This window comes from Peribacillus sp. TH14 (genome assembly GCF_016651145.1).
GTDB lineage: Bacteria > Bacillota > Bacilli > Bacillales > DSM-1321 > Peribacillus > Peribacillus butanolivorans.
Map to the genome: position 1 here is coordinate 3605645 of NZ_JAEKEK010000001.1, position 20877 is coordinate 3626521.

The window sequence follows — 20877 nt, forward strand, 5'->3', positions numbered from 1 at the left end:
GTTTAATTTTCATTTTGTGAGATATGATAAAGGGATATAAAAGGAGGTCATCAAAATGGTGGATATCCAAAAAGGTGAAGGTTCTTTTTTTGTCGCGGAATCTGGCGAGAAATTGGCGGAAATTACGTTCTATAAATCAGGTGATAATGAAATCACGGTGGACCATACTGTTGTGTCTGACAAACTTCGCGGGCAGAAGGTAGGTAATTCTCTTGTTGAAAAGGTGATTGAGTTTGCACGTGAAGAAAAACTAAAAGTCGTTCCGGTATGTACATTCGTTCAAAAACAATTTGAAAAAAATGCCGATTACGAGGATGTTTTAGCCAAATAATTAAAGGGCTGATACGAGGAGGATGAACATGATTATTCATCCATTATCCTATGTATTCAGCCTTTTTCTATGTATTTATACTAATAAACTAAAAACAGATGTTATGATGTGAAATTGGATTTTATGCTGTCTTGCGTACGAGATGTAAGTATTTATATATCAGGTTTTTTAGTTCGGTCATTTTGGGTAAAACAAAAAAGCAGTAATCGCCTTTCAGAAAAAACATAATTTACAGGAAGAAGGGATATTGGGTAAAATTCGCGGAATAAGTTATTTGCTTTTATGAAGGTCCTTGAGAAAAATCTTTAAATTGATTTGTAATTTGAAAATATAGAATATTTAATATTTTTTAAAATAAATAAATACAATTTATTTATTTAGAGAATGGGATAATAGTAGGTATGTAAGCGTATACAACAAAACTCGCAATTTAGAATTATCAAAAAATTCTTTAAAAACCTGTTGACTAGTACCCGAAATACAAGTAAGATAATCACAAATACAAGACATCAAACATAAGCGTTTCTAAAAATATGAATTATGCGAAAAGCATTGAAGAGGATAAGTAGTCTTTTTACAAGGCATTCACAGAGAGCCGGGTTGCTGAGAACCGGTATTGTCCCGAAAGATGAACTCACCTTGGAGTTTCGGCTTGAACGTCAGACTAGTAGAGCTGAACGGGTGCGTACCAGTACCCGTTACCAAAACAGAGAATAGTGTAGACTATTCAAAGTGCGCATGGAAGTTCGTGCGAAAAAGGGTGGTACCGTGGAGTGGCTTATCAAGCCTTTTCACCCCTTTAACTTGCAGAGTGCAAGTACATTTGGGGTGGGAAGGCTTTTTTGTATGCTAAAAAAGCAGAAAATTCCGAATTTTAAGAAAAAATATCAAGTGAGAAAGTGGAGGAGGTCTTTACGTATGACACAAAAAGCAGTAGTGGCTGATCGGAAAGGTGGAAAGACACAATTTAGTGGTGCCGAATTCCTGATGGATGCATTGAAAAAGGAAGATGTTGAAGTCATTTTTGGTTATCCGGGTGGTTCTGTATTGCCGATTTATGACAAGCTATACAGTTCAGAGCTTTTTCATATTTTGACAAGACATGAGCAAGGCGCAATCCATGCAGCAGAAGGATACGCCAGGATTACCGGCAAGCCGGGGGTGGTCATAGTCACATCTGGTCCAGGAGCAACAAACATTGTTACCGGTTTAGCGGATGCAATGATTGACTCTTTACCACTTGTTGTTATTTCAGGTCAGGTTGCTACTAGTGTAATTGGTACAGATGCTTTCCAAGAAGCTGATGTACTAGGGATTACAACCCCAATTACAAAACACAACTATCAAGTAAGAAAGCCGGAAGACCTCCCACGTATTATAAAAGAAGCTTTTTATATCGCTTCAAGCGGCCGACCGGGTCCGGTTTTGATCGATATTCCGAAAGATATGGCCATTTTAGAAGGAGTATCAACGGATGATGAGCCTGTAATGGATCTCCCTGGTTATCAGCCGACGACGAAGCCAAATTATTTGCAAATTAGGAAGCTCGTTGAAGCGGTAAGTGGAGCGAAAAGACCGGTCATTCTTGCTGGGGCAGGTGTCCTGCATGCAAAGGCATCCCATCTATTAAAGGAATACGTCGAGCAGCAAGGGATTCCAGTTGTTCACACGCTACTTGGTCTTGGCGGCTTTCCGGCTGACCATCCGCTTTTTATCGGAATGGGCGGTATGCATGGCTGTTTTGCAGCAAATATGGCGTTATCAAAATGTGATCTATTAATAAATATCGGTGCCAGATTCGATGACCGATTGACTGGGAATTTAGCAAAATTCGCACAGCATGCAACGGTTGCCCATATCGATATTGATCCAGCAGAAATCGGTAAAAATGTACCAACAAAGATTCCGGTAGTCGGCAGTGCGAAAGAAGCCCTAACTGAGTTGATTGGGCAAAGTGGTAAAATGCCGGATATTAAAGAATGGACCACACAGCTGACTAAATGGAATGAAGAATTCCCATTGCGTTATACACAGGAAGAAGGCGTGCTGAAACCTCAGCGAGTCATCCAAATGCTTCATGAAAAAACGAATGGAGAAGCCATTGTTACGACGGATGTTGGACAGCATCAAATGTGGGCAGCACAATACTATCCGTTTAACAAACCAAATTCTTGGGTCACTTCCGGGGGACTTGGCACGATGGGCTTTGGATTACCTTCCGCACTCGGGGCGCAACTAGCAGATCCGAAAGCGACAGTACTTTCAATATCCGGAGATGGTGGCTTCCAGATGTGCCTTCAGGAACTTTCGGTTATTGCTGAAATGAATCTACCAATCAAAATTATCATCGTCAATAATGGAGCACTTGGAATGGTAAGACAATGGCAGGAACTCTTTCATGATAACCGTTTTTCACACAGCATTTTCCAATCGCACCCTGATTTCGTGAAATTGGCTGATGCTTATGGAATTCCGGGATTCAAAGTAACTACGGAAGAAGAAGCAAGCAACTGCCTCGATGAAGCGCTAGCAATTGATGGGCCGGTATTAATTGATTTCCGTGTTAAACAAAAAGAAAATGTCTTTCCGATGGTAGCGCAAGGAAAAGGGCTTGATGAAATGGAAGGAGTTTAATCAATGAAGGGAATTCTTAGCCTCACCGTGAACAACAGGCCAGGCGTCCTTAATAGGATTACGAACCTGTTCACAAAAAGAAACTATAACATTGAAAGCATGACTGTCGGACCATCCGAACAGGAAGGTATATCAAGGATGACCTTCGTGGTCGATGTTGATGACGAAAACGTCATTGAACAAATCACAAAGCAATTAAACAAGCAGATTGATGTTTTAAAAGTATATGATATTACGAATCAATCGATTGTGGCCAGGGAGCTGGCACTCATTAAAATATTAGTGAGTACCCAGACCCGTGCTGAAATTTATTCAGTCATTGAACCTTTCCGAGCATCTGTAATAGATGTGAGTAAAGATAGTCTGACGGTTCAAATCACTGGGGAGTCAGACAAAATTGAAGCTTTTATTGAACTAATCAAACCTTATGGCATCAAGGAATTGGCAAGGACAGGGACAGCTGCATTCCCACGTGGAATGCAATTAGCACATGCAAAAAGTGCAACAATCGTTTAAAGACTAAAAACAAAAACAAAAAACTAATGGATAAGAAAAGGGAGATGTAATTATTATGGCAAAAGTATATTATAACGCAGAGGCAAACGAGAATTTCTTCAACAATAAAAAGGTAGCAGTTATCGGATACGGTTCACAAGGACACGCACACGCACAAAACCTACGTGACAGCGGCGTTGAAGTAATCATCGGAATCAGAAAAGGTAAATCCTTCGATAAAGCTGTAGAAGACGGATTCAATGTATACACAGTTAAAGAAGCAGCTGAACAAGCGGATGTTATCATGAATCTATTACCGGATGAAACTCAACCAAAAGTATACCAAGAAGAAATTAAACCAGTATTGCGTGCAGGCCAAGCGTTAATGTTCGCACACGGATTCAACGTTCATTTCAATCAAATCGTTCCGCCAGCAGACGTAGATGTGTTATTGGTAGCTCCAAAAGGTCCTGGACATCTTGTTCGCCGCACATATGAACAAGGAGCAGGTGTACCAGCATTGTTTGCCATCTATCAAGACGTTACAGGGGAAGCAAGAGAATTAGCACTTGCTTACGCTAGAGGAATCGGTTCATTAAGAGCTGGTGGCTTGGAAACAACATTCCAAGAAGAAACAGAAACAGATCTATTCGGAGAGCAAGCAGTACTTTGCGGCGGCTTAACTGCCCTTGTAAAAGCCGGTTTCGAAACCTTGACAGAAGCTGGATACCAACCGGAAGTTGCATACTTTGAGTGTTTACATGAACTTAAATTAATCATCGACCTTATGTATGAAGGCGGAATGGAAAACATGCGCTATTCCATTTCTGATACAGCACAATGGGGAGATTTCGTTTCTGGACCACGCGTTGTAACAGAAACTACTAAAGAAGCAATGAAAGCTATTTTGAAAGATATCCAAGACGGTGAGTTCGCTAAAGGATGGATTTTGGAAAACCAAGCAAATCGTCCAGTCTTCAATGCTATCAATAATCGTGAAAACCAACATCAAATCGAAGTAGTTGGTCGTGAGTTAAGAAAAATGATGCCATTTGTAAAACCTCAACAAAAAGAGAAAGAAGTGGTAGCCGTTGCGAAAAATTAATATATTTGAAACTACACTTCGAGATGGGGAGCAATCCGCTGGTGTAAATTTAAACTTTACAGAAAAGCTTGAAATTGCTTATCAGTTAGAAAGATTGGGTGTAGATATTATCGAAGCCGGTTTTCCGGCAGCATCCAAAGGAGATTTCAACTCGGTTCAGGAAATCGCGCGCAAAATCAGAAACAGCTCTGTTACAGGGCTGGCGCGCGCTGTAAAAGGAGATATTGATGCAGCTTGGGAATCATTAAGAGTCGGGGCAGAACCAAGATTGCATACGTTCATCGCAACTTCTCCCATTCACCGTGAATATAAGCTGAAAATGTCAAAAGAACAAGTGATTGAACAATCGATTGCGATGGTTAAGTACGGGGCAGAACGTTTTCCTATCGTACAATGGTCTGCAGAAGATGCGAGCCGTACAGAACTTGACTATTTGGCTGAAATCGTCGAAGCGGTCATTCAAGCGGGTGCAAAGGTTATTAATATTCCGGATACAGTAGGCTACGCTGCTCCAATCGAATACGGCAACATTTTCCGTTACCTGCGTGAAAACGTTCCTTCTATTGATAAGGTGAGTTTATCTGCACACTGCCATGACGACCTTGGAATGGCAACAGCTAACTCCTTGGCTGCCATCGAAGGCGGAGCAACACAAGTTGAAGGTACAATCAACGGCATTGGAGAGCGTGCTGGTAACGTGGCACTCGAAGAAGTAGCAATGGCTCTCTACATTCGTAAAGATTTCTATCAAGCAGAAACGGGCCTTGTCTTAAATGAAATTAAAAGATCCAGTGATTTGGTCAGCCGTCTAACGGGGATGCAGGTTCCAGCTAATAAAGCCATAATTGGTGCCAATGCTTACGCGCATGAATCGGGTATTCACCAAGATGGTATGTTAAAAGAAAAAACAACGTATGAAATCATTTCACCGGAACTTGTCGGCGTTGCATCTAATTCACTCGTTTTAGGTAAACATTCCGGACGACATGCTTTCAAAGAAAGATTGCAAGAGTTGAATTTTTCGGTAACTAATGAAGAAATGAACTCTTTATTCGTTCAGTTCAAGGAATTGGCTGATAACAAAAAGACAATGACGGATGAAGATATCGTGGCACTAGTGCTTGAAGAAAAAGCGACAGATATCAGTTTTTACGACCTGGTTTCTTTCCAGATTTCTCACGGTACACATCAGGTTGCGACAGCGACTGTTACGCTGAAAAAAGGCGATAACGAAGAAATTCAGGAAGCGGCAACTGGTGCAGGAAGTGTTGAAGCGCTTTATAATACGCTTGAAAGATGTTTGGGTAGCGAGATTAACTTGAAAGACTATCGGATTCAATCTGTAGGTGGCGGAATGGATGCCCTTGCACAGGTTTTTGTGAAAATCGATTTTAACGGTGTGGAAACGAGCGGACGCGGTCTCGATCAAGACGTTTTGGAAGCATCTGCTAAAGCGTATTTGAACGCGGTGAACCGTGTGATCATCATGAAGGAATTAGAAGAAAAAGCAGTATTACAATAGAAAGGGGAGATTTCGATGAAAAGGAATATTGCGGTGCTTCAAGGAGATGGCATCGGGAAAGAAGTAACAAGAGGCGCTGTAGAAATTCTCGAAGCCGTTGCCCAAAGATATGGTCACGATTTTGAATTTCAATATGGTGAAATTGGTGGCGGGGCAATCGATAACACAGGATCGCCCCTGCCGGATGAAACAGTAGAGATTTGTAAAAACAGCGATGCGGTATTATTAGGTGCCGTTGGGGGACCGAAGTGGGATAATCAACCTGCACACCTAAGACCGGAACGAGGATTATTAAAAATCCGAAAAGATTTGAATCTCTATGCTAACATTCGACCAATCAGCTATTATTCCAGCTTATCGGAATCTTCACCTCTTAAAAAGGAATTCATTGAAGATGTAGATTTTGTTATTGTCCGAGAACTAACGGGCGGCCTTTATTTCGGAAAGCCGAGTGAACGGGTAGAAAGAGAAGGAAAAGAAGCGGTTGTCGATACTCTTTTCTATCAAAAAATCGAAATGCAGCGCATCATTGAACTTGCGTTTAAATTAGCATCTGATCGAAAGAAAAAAGTAACATCTGTTGATAAAGCCAATGTGCTTGAATCCAGCCGGATGTGGCGTGAAACGGCTGAAGAAATTGCAAAGGATTATCCGGATGTAGAGCTTGAACATATGCTTGTGGATAATGCAGCCATGCAACTTATTAAAAATCCAAAACAATTTGATATTGTCGTAACAGAGAATATGTTTGGCGATATTTTAAGCGATGAAGCGTCTGTATTAACTGGTTCGCTTGGAATGCTTCCTTCCGCCTCAATATCTACTCAAGGGCCGAATTTATATGAACCAATTCATGGCTCTGCACCTGATATTGCAGGCAAAAATTTAGCTAATCCTATCGGAACTATTTTATCGGCGGCATCGATGCTGCGCTTATCCTTTGGCTTGGAAAATGAGGCAAATGCTGTTGAGCAAGCTGTGGAAACGGTACTCGATTATGGGTTAAGAACAGGTGATATTGCAAATGGGCAATCAAACATTACTTCTACTTCAGAAATGATTGCCGAAATAAAAGCGAATCTTTTAGACCAGGAAGCTATTTCCAACATCATGGGAGCTTATGCATAAACTTCTTTCACGGCCTAACATTAGGCCGTGTTTTTTAAAAAAATATAAAATTAATCGAGGTGGATACAGATGGGCAAGTCGATAATAGAAAAAATATGGGATCGGCATATTGTAAATGATGAGGAAAATAAACCGGATTTATTGTATATAGACCTTCAATATATTCATGAAGTAACCTCTCCTCAAGCATTTGAAGGATTGAGATTAAAAGGGCGTAAAGTTAGAAGACCGGATCGTACATTCGCGACAATGGATCATAATGTGCCAACTGTTAATCGCTATTTCATCGAGGATGATATTGCAAGAAAACAGTTAGAAGCACTTGACCAAAACTGTAAGGAGTTTGGCATCCGCCTTGCTGATTTAGACAGTCCGGAACAAGGAATCGTTCACGTTATTGGTCCTGAATTAGGTCTTACACAGCCGGGGATGACGATTGTTTGTGGTGACAGTCATACCTCTACACATGGCGCATTCGGATCGATTGCGTTTGGCATAGGAACAAGTGAGGTCGAACACGTTTTGGCTACACAAACTCTATGGCAAACAAAACCAAAAACATTAAAGCTTGAGGTTAATGGAAAGCTTGGTCAAGGTGTGATGGCGAAAGATGTCATTTTATATGTGATTTCTAAATTCGGTGTCGATTTTGGTACTGGACATATCATTGAATACTGTGGCGAAGTATTCAGAGATATGTCAATGGAAGAAAGAATGACGGTATGCAATATGTCGATTGAAGGCGGAGCAAGAGCGGGGCTTGTGGCTCCTGATGAAACAACATTCTCTTATTTAAAAGGTCGTAAATATGTGCCAAAAGGAGTGGAATTCGAACAATATGTTCAGGATTGGAAGTCGCTTGCCAGTGATGAAGATGCGGTCTATGACCAGGAAATAACTCTTGATGGCAGCCTAATTTCGCCGATGGTCAGCTGGGGAACAAACCCAGGAATGGCGAGTGGAGTTGACGGTAATGTGCCGACCTTTGCTGAAGATATCATCGATTCAAAAGAACTGAATCGTGCTCTGGAGTATATGGGTCTTGAAGAAGGTATGCCAATAACGAATATTCCTGTTCAGCATGTATTCATTGGATCTTGTACAAATTCCCGCATTGAGGACTTGCGACAAGCAGCAGAAATGATAGATGGTCAGACTGTTCAAAAAGGTGTTCGAGCGATGGTCGTACCAGGTTCACAAAGTGTTAAAAGACAAGCGGAAGATGAAGGTTTGGATGAAATTTTCAAATCCGCAGGCTTTGAGTGGCGTGAATCAGGATGCAGCATGTGCTTAAGTATGAATCCGGATGCCGTTCCATCTGGTGAGCACTGTGCATCCACTAGTAATCGGAACTTTGAAGGACGTCAAGGTGCTGGAGCAAGGACTCACTTAGTTAGCCCGGCAATGGCTGCAGCAGCGGCCATTTATGGGAAATTTGTCGATATTAGAAACTTGAAAAAAGCTGAACAAGTTCATTAAGAATACGAATTAGCTGGAGGTGCAGAGAATGGAACCCATTACTATATATAAAGGAAGAGCCGCGGCACTTGACCGTAAAAATGTGGATACAGATCAAATCATTCCAAAGCAATTTTTAAAACGAATCGAGCGAAGTGGATTTGGTGAATTTTTATTCTATAACTGGCGTTTTGATGAGGATGGAAAGGAACGGCCCGATTTTGAATTAAATCAGCCTCATAATCAAAACACGTCCATTTTAATTGCAGGTGAAAATTTCGGTTGTGGTTCTTCACGTGAGCATGCTCCATGGTCGTTGAAAGATTACGGATTTGATATTGTCATCGCACCGTCTTTTGCTGATATTTTTAAAAGTAACTGCATGAAAAATGGGATGGTTCCTATTGCTTTAACGCAGGATGAAGTTAAGTATTTAATGGAGAGAGTGTCAGCGCCTGACTATGAGTTGACGATTGATCTGCCTAATCAAACATTGATAGATGGTCAAGGGTTTGAAGCAAGCTTTGAGATTCATCCATATTGGAAGGAAATGCTAGTCAAAGGCTGGGATGAAATTTCTATTACACTTCAATATGATGAAGAGATTTCTGCTTATGAACAACAAAAAAAGGTTGTTTCTAGTATTTAATTGAAGAACAAATCTCCCGTTCTTTCTTTCTTATTTGAAAGGGGCCGGGATTTTTTTTGTGAAGAAAAAAAGGTGGAAAGTGTTCATTCACCCTTATAATTTTTGTATTTCATACTATTACATGCTAAACTGTTTTTCAAAAAGCGACGGTGAGGCGGAAAACAGGATGGATAATAAGAACAACCAAAAGAAAGCTGAAGAGACCAAGATTATCTCCTTTCCAAATCTCGGTGAAAGGTTGATAGTAAAAGGGTTAGATGAGCTCGGGAACAGAAACTTTAGAGATGCTGCACTGCTCTTTAGCCAAGCTCGGGAGTTTGAGCCCGAAAATGATGAAGTCTGTATGGGACTAGTGGTCTCCCTGGTCGAACTTGAGTATTATGAGGAGTCAAAAGAGTTGTGCCAAGAGATGTTGAACAAAGGCATCGGTGATTATTTTCAACTCATCAATATCTATTTAATGGTGCTTTTACAATTAAGTGAGCATCAGGAAATGGTTACGACTATTGAAATGCTATTTGAAGAAAATCAAATACCATTTGATAAAGAGGAACATTTTGAAAAGATGCTTCAGTTCAGTAAAAGGGCTCTTGAAGATAAAAAAGAGGAAGCGGACAGGCAAAAACAACAGCTTGCAGAGGAATTAAAAGAGGATGAGCTGTTTGAAGGGAAAACGGATAATGAAATGTTCTTAGTTATTTCAAAACTGACGAATATAAATATTCGACCATTTATCCCTCAAATCGAACAATTTCTACAACAAGAACAAGGCCATCCGTTTTTTAAAACGATGCTCCTTAACATCCTTACCGACCAGGAATATAACGAAGAAGTGACACTTAAGAAATTCTCTAAAGCAAAGTCCGTAATTCCAAAAGAATTAGCAGGCTTGAAGGAGACGGAATTTTATAAGAAGGTTACCAGTCTTACAGAAGCGGAAATCAGTCAGAAAAACCCAAGCTTATTTGAAATGGTGCATAGTTTAATCGAGCGGCATTCCTTTCTATTATATCCGTTTGAACCGGAACCAGAAAGCCTGCCAGTATGGGCGGCTGCCTATCATGCATTAGCAGAAGAATACATGGCAGGAGAAAATATCAGCGGGAAGATAGCGGACATATACTTGGCTGATGAGGAAGCAGTTGAGGATATTCTATCCTATATTAAAGAAATCGAGGAAATTTCTTATCCCATTATTTAACCTATAGCTGTTGTAACAGATTAATCCTGTGGTATAATGTAGTGGTTGTAATGTATAATCGTCTAATTTTGACGATTTCCCAATAATTTTTTTGGGTATTTTTGAAGGATGACTTGTTAACACTTGCAAAGCATATTCATCCAATGCTTATTATTGAAGTATATAGATTTTTTGGAGGGAAACACATGTCTGTAAAATGGGAAAAACAAGAAGGTAATCAAGGCGTATTAACAATTGAAGTTGACGCTGCAAAAGTAAACGAAGGTTTAGACGCAGCTTTCAAAAAAGTAGTAAAACAAGTAAACGTACCTGGCTTCCGTAAAGGTAAAATGCCACGTCAAATGTTCGAAAAAAAATTCGGCGTAGAATCTCTTTATCAAGATGCTCTTGATATTATTCTTCCAGATGCTTATGCAAATGCTGTCGAAGAAGCTGGAATTCAGCCTGTAGATCGTCCAGAAATCGACATCGAGAAAATGGAAAAAGGCGAAAACTTAATTTTCACTGCAACTGTAACAGTTAAGCCTGAAGTTAAATTAGGAGATTACAAAGGTGTTGAAGTTGAAAAATTCAATACTGAAGTAACTGACGAAGATGTTGAAAATGAATTAAAAACTTTGCAAGAGCGTCAAGCTGAGCTTGTTGTTAAAGAAGAAGGACAAGCTGCTGAAGGCGATACAGTTGTTCTTGACTTCGAAGGATTCGTTGATGGTGAAGCATTTGAAGGTGGAGCTTCTGAAAACCATTCATTAGAAATCGGTTCTAACTCTTTCATTCCTGGTTTTGAAGAACAACTAGTTGGTCTTGAAACTGGCGCTGAAAAAGATATCGAAGTAACATTCCCAGAAGAATACCATGCTGCTGAACTTGCAGGTAAACCAGCTGTATTCAAAGTGAAAATTCACGAAATCAAAACAAAGCAACTTCCTGAGTTGGATGATGAGTTCGCGAAAGATGTTGACGACGAAGTTGAAACATTAGCTGAACTTAAAGAGAAAACAAAACATAAATTAGAGCATGACAAAAAACACGAAGAAGAAAACTTCGTACAAAACACTGTAATTGGTAAAGCTGTTGAAGGTGCAGAAATGGACGTTCCTGAAGCAATGATTTCAAACGAAGTAGACCGCATGATGAATGAGTTTTCTCAACGCATTCAATCACAAGGACTAAACTTGGATCTTTACTACCAATTCTCAGGTCAAGACGAAGAAGCTTTAAAAGCACAAATGAAAGAAGAAGCTGAAGGACAAGTTCGTACAAGCCTAACTCTTGAAGCAATTGCTGAAGCTGAAAAACTTGAAGCAACTGACGAAGATGTAGAAGCTGAACTTGGTCAAATGGCTGAAATGTACAAAATGGAAGTAGAAGCAATCAAACAAGCTCTTGGAAACTTAGATGGAATTAAAGGCGATCTTAAAATTAAGAAAGCAATTGACTTCTTGGTTGAAAACAGCAAAACAGTTGAAGCAAAATAATTTTAATAAGTAAGTAGATTTTAATATTTTCTTCAAAAAAACAAGGCGCGAGTAATCGTGCCTTGTTTTATACATATTGAGAATTTGTGGAAATTTAAAATTATCAGTTATTTCCTGATTGATTTTTTTGGATTTCAGTGTAGATTAGTTCTAATACCGCATATACATATTTATACAACAAATCCTTATTTTAAAAATCAAAAGTTTTGGGCATACTGGTAAAGGGCAAATACATATTGATTGAATTATTGTACTTATTGAACAACTCGCAAGCGTGAGCATTATTGTTACTAAACTTCCAAGAAACATGATAAAATGCAAAACATACTAGGAGTTTTGGAATGCTTTAGTAGATGTGTGTCTTTTTTTATTAGGAATTAGATACCACTACTGTAATAGAGTTGGAAGAGTATTTAAAGGGGTGAATGTTCATGTTTAAATTTAATGATGAAAAAGGACAGTTAAAATGTTCTTTTTGCGGTAAAACACAAGAACAAGTCCGTAAACTGGTTGCTGGTCCAGGTGTATATATTTGTGACGAGTGTATCGAGCTTTGTACGGAAATCGTTGAAGAAGAGCTGGGTACTGATGAAGAAGTTGAATTCAGGGATGTACCTAAGCCAATGGAAATTCGTGAAATTCTTGACGAATATGTGATTGGACAAGAACAGGCGAAGAAATCTTTAGCTGTTGCTGTTTACAATCATTACAAACGTATCAATTCCAATAGCAAAGTCGACGATGTAGAGCTTTCTAAAAGTAACATCGCTTTAATCGGACCGACGGGAAGCGGGAAAACTCTTCTTGCGCAAACATTAGCACGTCTTCTGAATGTTCCTTTTGCTATTGCTGATGCAACTTCATTAACGGAAGCTGGATATGTAGGGGAAGATGTGGAAAACATCCTTCTTAAATTGATCCAAGCTGCTGATTATGATGTGGAAAAAGCGGAAAAAGGCATCATTTATATCGATGAAATTGATAAAGTTGCCCGTAAATCTGAAAACCCTTCTATTACACGAGATGTGTCTGGTGAAGGTGTGCAACAAGCGTTGCTAAAAATTCTTGAAGGAACGGTTGCTAGCGTACCGCCACAAGGGGGACGTAAACATCCTCATCAAGAGTTCATCCAAATCGACACTACCAATATTTTATTCATCTGCGGCGGTGCCTTTGATGGCATCGAACCAATCATCAAACGCCGTCTTGGTCAAAAAGTTATCGGTTTTGGCTCTGATGTGAAAAAGGATGATGTTGCAGAAAAAGAATTGCTTTCTAAAGTTCTTCCTGAAGACTTACTTCGTTTCGGATTGATTCCGGAATTCATCGGCCGTCTTCCAGTAATTGCTACTCTTGAGCAATTAGACGAAGCTGCATTGATTGAAATCCTGACAAAACCGAAAAATGCTCTTGTGAAACAATACCAAAAATTACTTGAGCTGGACGATGTTGAATTGGAATTCGAACCGGAAGCGCTAAGTGAAATTGCTAAAAAGGCAATAGAACGTAAAACAGGTGCACGTGGTCTGCGTTCTATTATTGAAGGCATCATTCTTGAAGTGATGTTTGATCTTCCTTCCCGTGACGATGTTGCAAAATGCGTAATCACAGGTAGTACGATTTCGAAAAATGAATCTCCAAAGCTAGTCCTTAAAGACGGTACAACCATCAAAGGACAAGAAAAGAAAACATCTGCTTAACTTAATAAAAACGTAAAGACTGTCAGTTCATGCTGGCAGTCTTTTTTTTGCTTTTTAGGATGTCATGATGGAAATTTGCTGATGTTTACGATTAAAACTCCAAAATTTACAACCTGAATTTCTTGGATAATTTCGACCTGCCCTAGGAGATACTAACAGAAATGACAAACTAGGCGAGTGCAGGAGGGAATACGATGAATTGGACAGGAATAGCGTTGTTTATCCAGCTGTTTTTTGGGATTGTAATTGGATTGTATTTTTTGAATTTATTGAAAGGTCAGCGGACGCAAAAAGTTTCTATTGACCGTGATTCACGAAAAGAAATGGATCAATTACGAAAGATGAGGTCGATTTCGTTAACAGAGCCATTGGCCGAAAAGGTTAGGCCATGTACGTTTAACGAAATTGTCGGTCAGGAAGATGGCATTAAATCCTTAAAGGCGGCCTTATGTGGGCCGAATCCTCAGCATGTGATTATTTACGGTCCCCCAGGAGTAGGGAAAACAGCAGCTGCTAGGCTTGTATTAGAAGAGGCGAAAAAAAATGGGAAATCTCCTTTTAAAAATTCGGCTGTGTTTGTTGAATTGGATGCGACTACAGCTAGATTCGATGAGCGGGGTATTGCCGACCCATTAATTGGGTCTGTGCATGATCCAATTTATCAGGGAGCTGGAGCAATGGGCCAGGCTGGTATTCCACAGCCAAAGCAGGGTGCTGTTAGCAATGCTCATGGAGGCGTATTGTTTATAGATGAAATAGGAGAGCTTCATCCAATACAGATGAATAAGCTGTTAAAAGTGTTGGAAGATCGTAAGGTGTTTCTCGAAAGTGCCTATTATCAAGAAGAAAATCAAAATATTCCTACTCACATTCATGATATTTTTAAAAATGGACTCCCGGCTGACTTTCGCTTGATTGGAGCCACAACCAGGACGCCAAATGAAATTGCACCTGCGATTCGCTCGAGATGTATTGAAGTGTTTTTCCGTGAACTTGACCGGGAAGAAATCATTACAGTTGCTAAAAATGCCTCCGATAAAGTAGGAATCACGATTAGTGAAAAAGGATTACAATCGATTTCGGATTATGCCCGAAATGGTAGAGAAGCTGTTAATATGATTCAGACTCTCGCGGGTATTTCGATTAATGAAAACCGATCATTTATAAGGGAAGAAGATATTGATTGGATGGCTCATAGCAGCCAACTGACACCGCGAATGGATCGGAAAATTGAATCTAATTCAAAAATAGGCCTCGTTAACGGTCTTGCCGTCTATGGGCCCAACAGCGGGGCATTGCTAGAAATTGAGGTAACGGTTATGGCGGCCTCTAATGAAACCGGTTCGATAAATATAACCGGTATTGTTGAAGAAGAAAGCATCGGCGGGGGGAATGGGAAATCAATCCGCCGCAAGAGCATGGCAAAAGGTTCAATTGAAAATGTAATCACGGTTTTACGTTCGATGGGAGTGCCGGCCGACCAATTTGATATCCATGTAAACTTTCCTGGTGGAAGTCCTGTAGATGGCCCTTCAGCGGGAATTGCAATGGCTACAGGTATATACTCGGCAATCTATAAAATCCCTGTTGATCACACACTAGCGATGACTGGAGAAATCAGCATTCATGGCGGCGTTAAACCGATTGGCGGAGTTATTCCGAAAATCAAGGCTGCAAAACTGGCTGGAGCAAAGACAGTAATCATTCCAGCAGAAAACATGCAGCCATTGCTCCAAGAAATCAAGGATATTGAGATCATTCCCGTTTCGAATGTGAAAGAAGTATTTGACCGGGCACTGAAAAAAGAGTTGATGTCGGAACAAATTCTCACATCCTTGGACCTATCGAAAAAAGAAAGTGTATAAAAGAAATGCCCCGGTTTGATCAGACCGGGGCATTTTAAGGACCATAACAATTTCACGAAATAAACCTAACAGAAAAATAATAGCTTATTCATACGTGCTTTTTTATCTAATATTGGAGATAATAAAAGCAGTAGAAACGTGTTAAGGTAAACAAATAGACACTTCTATATAAATAGGATAGAATTGTTAAAAGGTTGAGAACATGGGTAAATAGTTTACAACGACGATACTAATTAGATGGAGGTGTCAGGAAATGACTGATAAAGAAATCATCGTCCCCCTCCTGCCGCTTAGAGGACTGCTTGTATATCCAACGATGGTACTTCATTTAGATGTAGGCCGAGATAAATCGGTACAAGCCCTTGAGAAAGCAATGGTGGAAGACCATCTTATATTTTTGACGACACAGCAAGATGTTTCGTTGGACGAACCAGGTGAAGAAGATTTATTTACAATGGGGACTTTAACAAAGGTAAAACAGATGTTGAAGCTTCCAAACGGTACAATCCGAGTGTTGGTGGAAGGATTAAACCGAGCAGAGGTCATCGAATTTTACGATTATGAGACACATTATGGTGCCAAGATTAAAATATATGAAGACAGCGATGAAAAAGATGCGGAACATCAAGCATTAATGCGTACTTTGCTGGATTATTTTGAACAATACATAAAGATGTCCAAGAAAATAACCGGTGAAACCTTTTCAGCTACTTCCGATATTGAAGAGCCGGGAAGACTAGCTGATATAATTGCTTCGCATTTGCCTTTGAAATTGAAGGAAAAGCAAGAAGTACTTGAGACTATTGATATGAAAAAACGTTTAAGCCGTGTTATTGAGATCATTAATAACGAGAAAGAAGTTCTTTTTCTTGAGAAAAAGATCGGTCAGCGTGTTAAACGTTCCATGGAGCGGACGCAAAAAGAATATTATTTGCGTGAACAGATGAAAGCGATTCAAAAGGAATTGGGAGATAAAGAAGGCAAAACAGGTGAAATTACCGTTCTTACTGAAAAGATAGAAGAAGCGGATATGCCGGAGCATATTAAAGAAACAGCATTAAAGGAATTGGACCGTTATGAAAAGGTTCCGTCAAGCTCAGCTGAAAGTTCCGTCATCCGCAACTATATTGATTGGTTAATCTCGCTTCCTTGGTCTAAAGCTTCGAAAGACGACTTGAATATTCATAAAGCTGAAAAAATTCTAAACCGTGACCATTATGGGTTGGAAAAGGTAAAAGAGCGGGTACTTGAGTATTTAGCTGTTCAGCAATTGACCAATTCATTGAAGGGACCAATCCTTTGCTTAGTGGGCCCTCCTGGGGTTGGGAAAACAAGCTTGGCTAAATCAATCGCTGCATCCCTGAACCGGAATTTCGTTCGGGTTTCCTTAGGTGGAGTGCGTGATGAATCAGAAATCCGTGGGCACCGCCGTACCTATGTAGGGGCAATGCCAGGCCGGATCATCCAGGGTATGAAAAAAGCTGGAACGATTAATCCTGTCTTTTTACTGGATGAAGTGGATAAGATGTCAAATGACTTTAGGGGAGATCCATCTGCAGCGATGCTTGAAGTGCTCGATCCGGAGCAAAATCATAATTTCAGTGACCATTATATAGAGGAAACCTATGACCTTTCCAAAGTTATGTTCATTGCAACTGCGAATAATTTGGGCACAATTCCGGGGCCGCTTCGTGATCGTATGGAAATCATTTCGATTGCGGGTTATACTGAAATAGAGAAACTTCATATTGCCAAGGATCATTTACTGCCTAGACAGTTAGAAAACCATGGTTTATTGAAGACCCAACTGCAAATTCGTGAGGAAGCCCTTACTAAAATCATCCGTTATTATACCCGGGAGGCTGGTGTCCGGAGTCTGGAACGACAGCTTGCAAGCATCTGTCGAAAGACTGCGAAAATCATCGTATCCGGAGATAAAAAACGGGTTGTCATTTCTGAAAAGAATGTCGAGGAGTTTTTAGGGAAAACGATGTTCCATTATGGACAAGCGGAAGTCGAGAACCAAGTCGGTGTCGCTAATGGATTAGCTTACACGTCGGTAGGTGGCGATACGCTACAAATCGAGGTTTCTTTATCACCAGGTAAAGGCAAGCTTATTTTGACAGGAAAACTTGGCGATGTAATGAAAGAATCGGCTCAGGCTGCTTTTAGTTACGTCCGTTCGAAAACCGAGAAACTTCATATTGATACGAACTTCCATGAAAAATATGATATTCATATTCATGTTCCTGAAGGTGCTGTCCCTAAGGATGGCCCTTCCGCAGGCATCACGATTGCAACAGCGTTAATATCGGCCCTTACTAATAGGCCGATCAGAAAAGAGGTAGGCATGACAGGCGAAATTACATTACGCGGACGAGTTCTTCCAATCGGCGGCCTTAAAGAAAAATCTTTAGCGGCTCACCGGGCAGGACTTACGAAAATCATCATCCCGCAAAATAACGAAAAGGATATTGATGATATCCCGGAAAGTGTCCGTAAAGAATTAACATTTGTTCCAGTTTCACACGTTGATGAAGTCCTTGAGCATGCATTGGTAGGTGTGAACGAATGAAAGTAACAAGTTCAGATATTGTCATAAGTGCTGTAAAGCCTGAACAATATCCAAACACTCCAATCCCGGAGTTTGCCTTAGCGGGCCGTTCCAATGTAGGGAAATCGAGTTTTATTAACAAAATGATTAATCGAAAAAATTTGGCGCGTACTTCCTCTAAACCAGGTAAGACGCAGACGTTGAATTTTTACATCATAAATGAAGCACTTCATTTTGTGGATGTACCGGGTTATGGCTATGCAAAGGTTTCTAAAACTGAGCGTGATGCATGGGGGAGAATGATCGAAACGTATTTCACCTCCCGTGACCAGCTTCGTGCTGCGCTCTTAATCGTCGATTTGCGTCATCCACCGACTAAGGATGATATCGCAATGTATGAATTCCTAAAGCATTATGACCTGCCACGGATTGTTATCGCCACAAAAGCGGATAAAATTCCAAAAGGCAAATGGCAGAAGCACTTAAAAGTGACACGCCAAACGCTTAATATGGAAAGGGAAGATGAATTGCTTCTTTTCTCAGGAGAAACAGGCGAAGGAAAAGAACAGGCCTGGGGCGTTCTTAAGAAATATATGTAACAAAAAGAAAAGGGTATTCCGTATATGGAAATACCCTTTTCTGCATGAAATTCGCCTTAGTTTTTTAAAGCTTTATTTTTTTCGGATTAATATGTAAACCCCAATTCCCATCAACACAAACGGCCAAAACTTTTCAATATTTGCCGTACTTGTTTCGAGGATGCCGAAAGAAGTAGAGATTTTATCATAAAATAAAATAAGGATTGAGATGATAAATAATATCATCCCATGTAACATTCCAGAATTTGTTTTGCGGGCACGGAGAATAAATCCTAGAGATATGATTAAAATAAAGATACCTATATTATCCGGCCAAATATCTAGGTTCTCAACGATATGGAAATGAGCGCCGAACCCGAGCAAAATGACGCCGGGAAGGATTGAATCAAATTCATTACCGCTATAAGCCTGTATTAAGAAGGCGATACCAACGATACATAATAAGGTGGGCCAGCTAAAAAAGCCTGGAAAGATTTCTATTTGTGAATGTTCAAGAAAAAAATAGAGTCCGAAACCGATTAAAACGATTCCAGGGAAAATACGTTGCGTTTTCATTTTATCCTCCTATCCAATTCGATTACTTGAAGTTTTTGGGCATTTTTGATATGGTACTTTTGTACACAATGTCGAAGTATGTATATAAATTACAAATCACCGCTCTAATACCTTTTGTAACTATTCAGGTGTTTTGGCAGTCTTAATGGTAGCATACGTTTTCATAAACTGTTCATATTATTTGCGTGAATCAATTTTAGTACATGGTATAATAAATTTACATGAAAAATTTTGGGGGTGCAAAAAAAAAGGATGCATATTCTAGCGGTTGGTATTAATTACAAAACTGCCCCTGTAGAAATTCGGGAAAAACTGTCGTTTAACGAAGCCGAACTTGCCGAGGCAATGAAAGCTCTTAAAAATAAAAAAAGCATCTTGGAAAATGTTATTATTTCAACATGTAATAGAACGGAAATATTTGCGGTCGGTGACCAACTTCATACAACCCGATATTATATCAAGGAATTTCTTTCAGAATGGTTTAACATCGATAAGGAAGAATTCTCTAAATATCTGTTTATCTATGAAGGCGATGGAGCAGTCGAGCATTTATTTTCAGTTACTTGCGGCTTGAATTCCATGATTCTTGGAGAAACACAGATTTTGGGACAAGTTCGCTCAAGCTATATGTTAGGTCAGAAAGAAGATACGCTTGGTACGGTTTTTAACCATCTCTTCAAGCAATCCCTTACATTAGCAAAAAAGGCTCATTCAGAAACGGAAATTAATACGAATGCAGTTTCTGTTAGCTATGCGGCAGTCGAGCTTGCAAAAAAAATCTTCGGAGGACTAAACGGCAAGAATGTCTTGATTCTTGGTGCAGGAAAAATGGGAGAACTGGCTATTCAAAATCTGCACAGTAACGGTGCAGATAGTATTACGGTTATCAACCGTACGTATCAGAAAGCAGTCGACTTGGCTGAAAGATTTAATGGTAAAGCAAAACAGCTTCAAGAGTTGCAATGTGCCTTAGTGGAAGCGGATATTTTAATTACTTCCACTGGTTCAAAAAATCTTCTCGTAACAAAAGAAATGATGACGTTCGTGAACAAGCTTCGCAAAGGTCGTCCTATTTTCATGGTCGACATCGCAGTACCGCGTGACCTTGATCCAAAATTAGCTGAGCTGGAGAATGTCTTCTTGTATGACATTGATGATCTTGAGGGAATAGTGCAAGCGAATATTGAGGAGCGTAAAAAAGCAGCTGAGAAAATCGAATTAATGATTGAATCAGAAATTGTTGATTTTAATCAGTGGATTAATTTGCTTGGCGTAGTTCCTGTTATTTCCTCTTTACGTGAAAAATCACTGTCGATTCAAAAGGAAACGATGGAAAGCATTGAGAGAAAGCTTCCACACTTAAGCGAACGCGACAAAAAAGTTCTGAACAAGCATACGAAGAGCATTATCAACCAAATGCTGAAAGATCCGATTTTATATGCCAAAGAACTTGCAGATGAGCCGAATGCAAAAGAGCAATTAAATAATTTCGTGAAGATCTTTCATTTAGAGGAATTGATTGAAGAACAGTTGGTAGTGGATGACGAAAATGAACGGAACAGCGCCAAGACATCCCTATTAAATCCAGTTCCTGTCCAGTAAT

At 39.9% G+C, this 20877-nt stretch carries 16 protein-coding genes and 1 other annotated feature; of the genes, 15 read left to right on the forward strand and 1 reads right to left on the reverse strand.

All coding sequences use genetic code 11. The annotated features are described in order from the left end of the window. Nucleotides 1–55 precede the first annotated feature (55 nt). The 14 genes from JFU50_RS17510 (at nt 56) to yihA (ending at nt 18719) form a co-directional block, all read left to right on the forward strand. A complete protein-coding gene (locus JFU50_RS17510; protein ID WP_053347192.1) occupies nt 56–331 on the forward strand; it encodes a GNAT family N-acetyltransferase in 276 nt (91 codons plus the stop codon). Nucleotides 332–874: 543 nt separating this feature from the next. Next, nucleotides 875–1133, forward strand: a binding site (T-box leader). Nucleotides 1134–1249: 116 nt separating this feature from the next. Then, nucleotides 1250–2965 (forward strand): acetolactate synthase large subunit, encoded by a 1716-nt coding sequence (gene ilvB / locus JFU50_RS17515; RefSeq protein ID WP_201223471.1) that lies wholly within the window; start codon nt 1250–1252, stop codon nt 2963–2965. Between the two features lie 3 nt (nt 2966–2968). Then, nucleotides 2969–3481 carry an acetolactate synthase small subunit gene (gene ilvN / locus JFU50_RS17520; protein WP_053347190.1) on the forward strand — a complete coding sequence of 171 codons (513 nt, stop codon included), beginning with the start codon at nt 2969–2971 and terminating at the stop codon, nt 3479–3481. Between the two features lie 55 nt (nt 3482–3536). Next, nucleotides 3537–4565 (forward strand): ketol-acid reductoisomerase, encoded by a 1029-nt coding sequence (gene ilvC / locus JFU50_RS17525; RefSeq protein WP_053347189.1) that lies wholly within the window; start codon nt 3537–3539, stop codon nt 4563–4565. Further along, a complete protein-coding gene (locus tag JFU50_RS17530; RefSeq protein ID WP_201223472.1) occupies nt 4552–6087 on the forward strand; it encodes a 2-isopropylmalate synthase in 1536 nt (511 codons plus the stop codon). Before ilvC ends, JFU50_RS17530 begins: the two co-directional genes overlap by 14 nt. A gap of 15 nt (nt 6088–6102) precedes the next feature. Then, the gene (gene leuB / locus JFU50_RS17535; protein ID WP_053347187.1) at nt 6103–7215 is read left to right on the forward strand and encodes a 3-isopropylmalate dehydrogenase; all 1113 of its coding nucleotides are present in this window, start codon (nt 6103–6105) and stop codon (nt 7213–7215) included. 69 nt (nt 7216–7284) lie between these two features. Further along, nucleotides 7285–8694 carry a 3-isopropylmalate dehydratase large subunit gene (gene leuC / locus JFU50_RS17540; protein ID WP_201186064.1) on the forward strand — a complete coding sequence of 470 codons (1410 nt, stop codon included), beginning with the start codon at nt 7285–7287 and terminating at the stop codon, nt 8692–8694. A gap of 28 nt (nt 8695–8722) precedes the next feature. Then, nucleotides 8723–9322, forward strand: coding sequence for a 3-isopropylmalate dehydratase small subunit (leuD, locus tag JFU50_RS17545; RefSeq protein ID WP_201186063.1), 600 nt, complete (start codon nt 8723–8725; stop codon nt 9320–9322). A 166-nt stretch (nt 9323–9488) separates the two neighbouring features. Then, nucleotides 9489–10523, forward strand: a complete 1035-nt coding sequence (locus tag JFU50_RS17550; RefSeq protein WP_056525606.1) for a tetratricopeptide repeat protein — start codon at nt 9489–9491, stop codon at nt 10521–10523. A gap of 185 nt (nt 10524–10708) precedes the next feature. Then, the gene (tig, locus tag JFU50_RS17555; protein ID WP_201186062.1) at nt 10709–12001 is read left to right on the forward strand and encodes a trigger factor; all 1293 of its coding nucleotides are present in this window, start codon (nt 10709–10711) and stop codon (nt 11999–12001) included. Nucleotides 12002–12432: 431 nt separating this feature from the next. Then, nucleotides 12433–13701 (forward strand): ATP-dependent protease ATP-binding subunit ClpX, encoded by a 1269-nt coding sequence (gene clpX / locus JFU50_RS17560; protein WP_053347182.1) that lies wholly within the window; start codon nt 12433–12435, stop codon nt 13699–13701. A 194-nt stretch (nt 13702–13895) separates the two neighbouring features. Further along, nucleotides 13896–15566, forward strand: a complete 1671-nt coding sequence (gene lonB, locus JFU50_RS17565; RefSeq protein ID WP_053347181.1) for an ATP-dependent protease LonB — start codon at nt 13896–13898, stop codon at nt 15564–15566. Nucleotides 15567–15819: 253 nt separating this feature from the next. Then, nucleotides 15820–18141: an endopeptidase La gene (gene lon, locus JFU50_RS17570; protein WP_053347180.1), complete on the forward strand. Its 2322-nt coding sequence runs from the start codon at nt 15820–15822 to the stop codon at nt 18139–18141. Further along, on the forward strand, nt 18138–18719 hold the full coding sequence (gene yihA / locus JFU50_RS17575; protein ID WP_053347179.1) for a ribosome biogenesis GTP-binding protein YihA/YsxC: 582 nt from the start codon (nt 18138–18140) through the stop codon (nt 18717–18719). Before lon ends, yihA begins: the two co-directional genes overlap by 4 nt. Nucleotides 18720–18791: 72 nt before the next feature. On the opposite strand, the gene JFU50_RS17580 is transcribed toward yihA, so the two are convergent. Then, nucleotides 18792–19274 carry a LiaF transmembrane domain-containing protein gene (locus JFU50_RS17580; protein WP_201223473.1) on the reverse strand — a complete coding sequence of 161 codons (483 nt, stop codon included), beginning with the start codon at nt 19272–19274 and terminating at the stop codon, nt 18792–18794. A 252-nt stretch (nt 19275–19526) separates the two neighbouring features. Here JFU50_RS17580 and hemA point away from each other — a divergent pair, with 252 nt between their 5' ends. Next, on the forward strand, nt 19527–20876 hold the full coding sequence (gene hemA / locus JFU50_RS17585; RefSeq protein WP_201186056.1) for a glutamyl-tRNA reductase: 1350 nt from the start codon (nt 19527–19529) through the stop codon (nt 20874–20876). The last annotated feature ends 1 nt before the right edge of the window (nt 20877 follow it).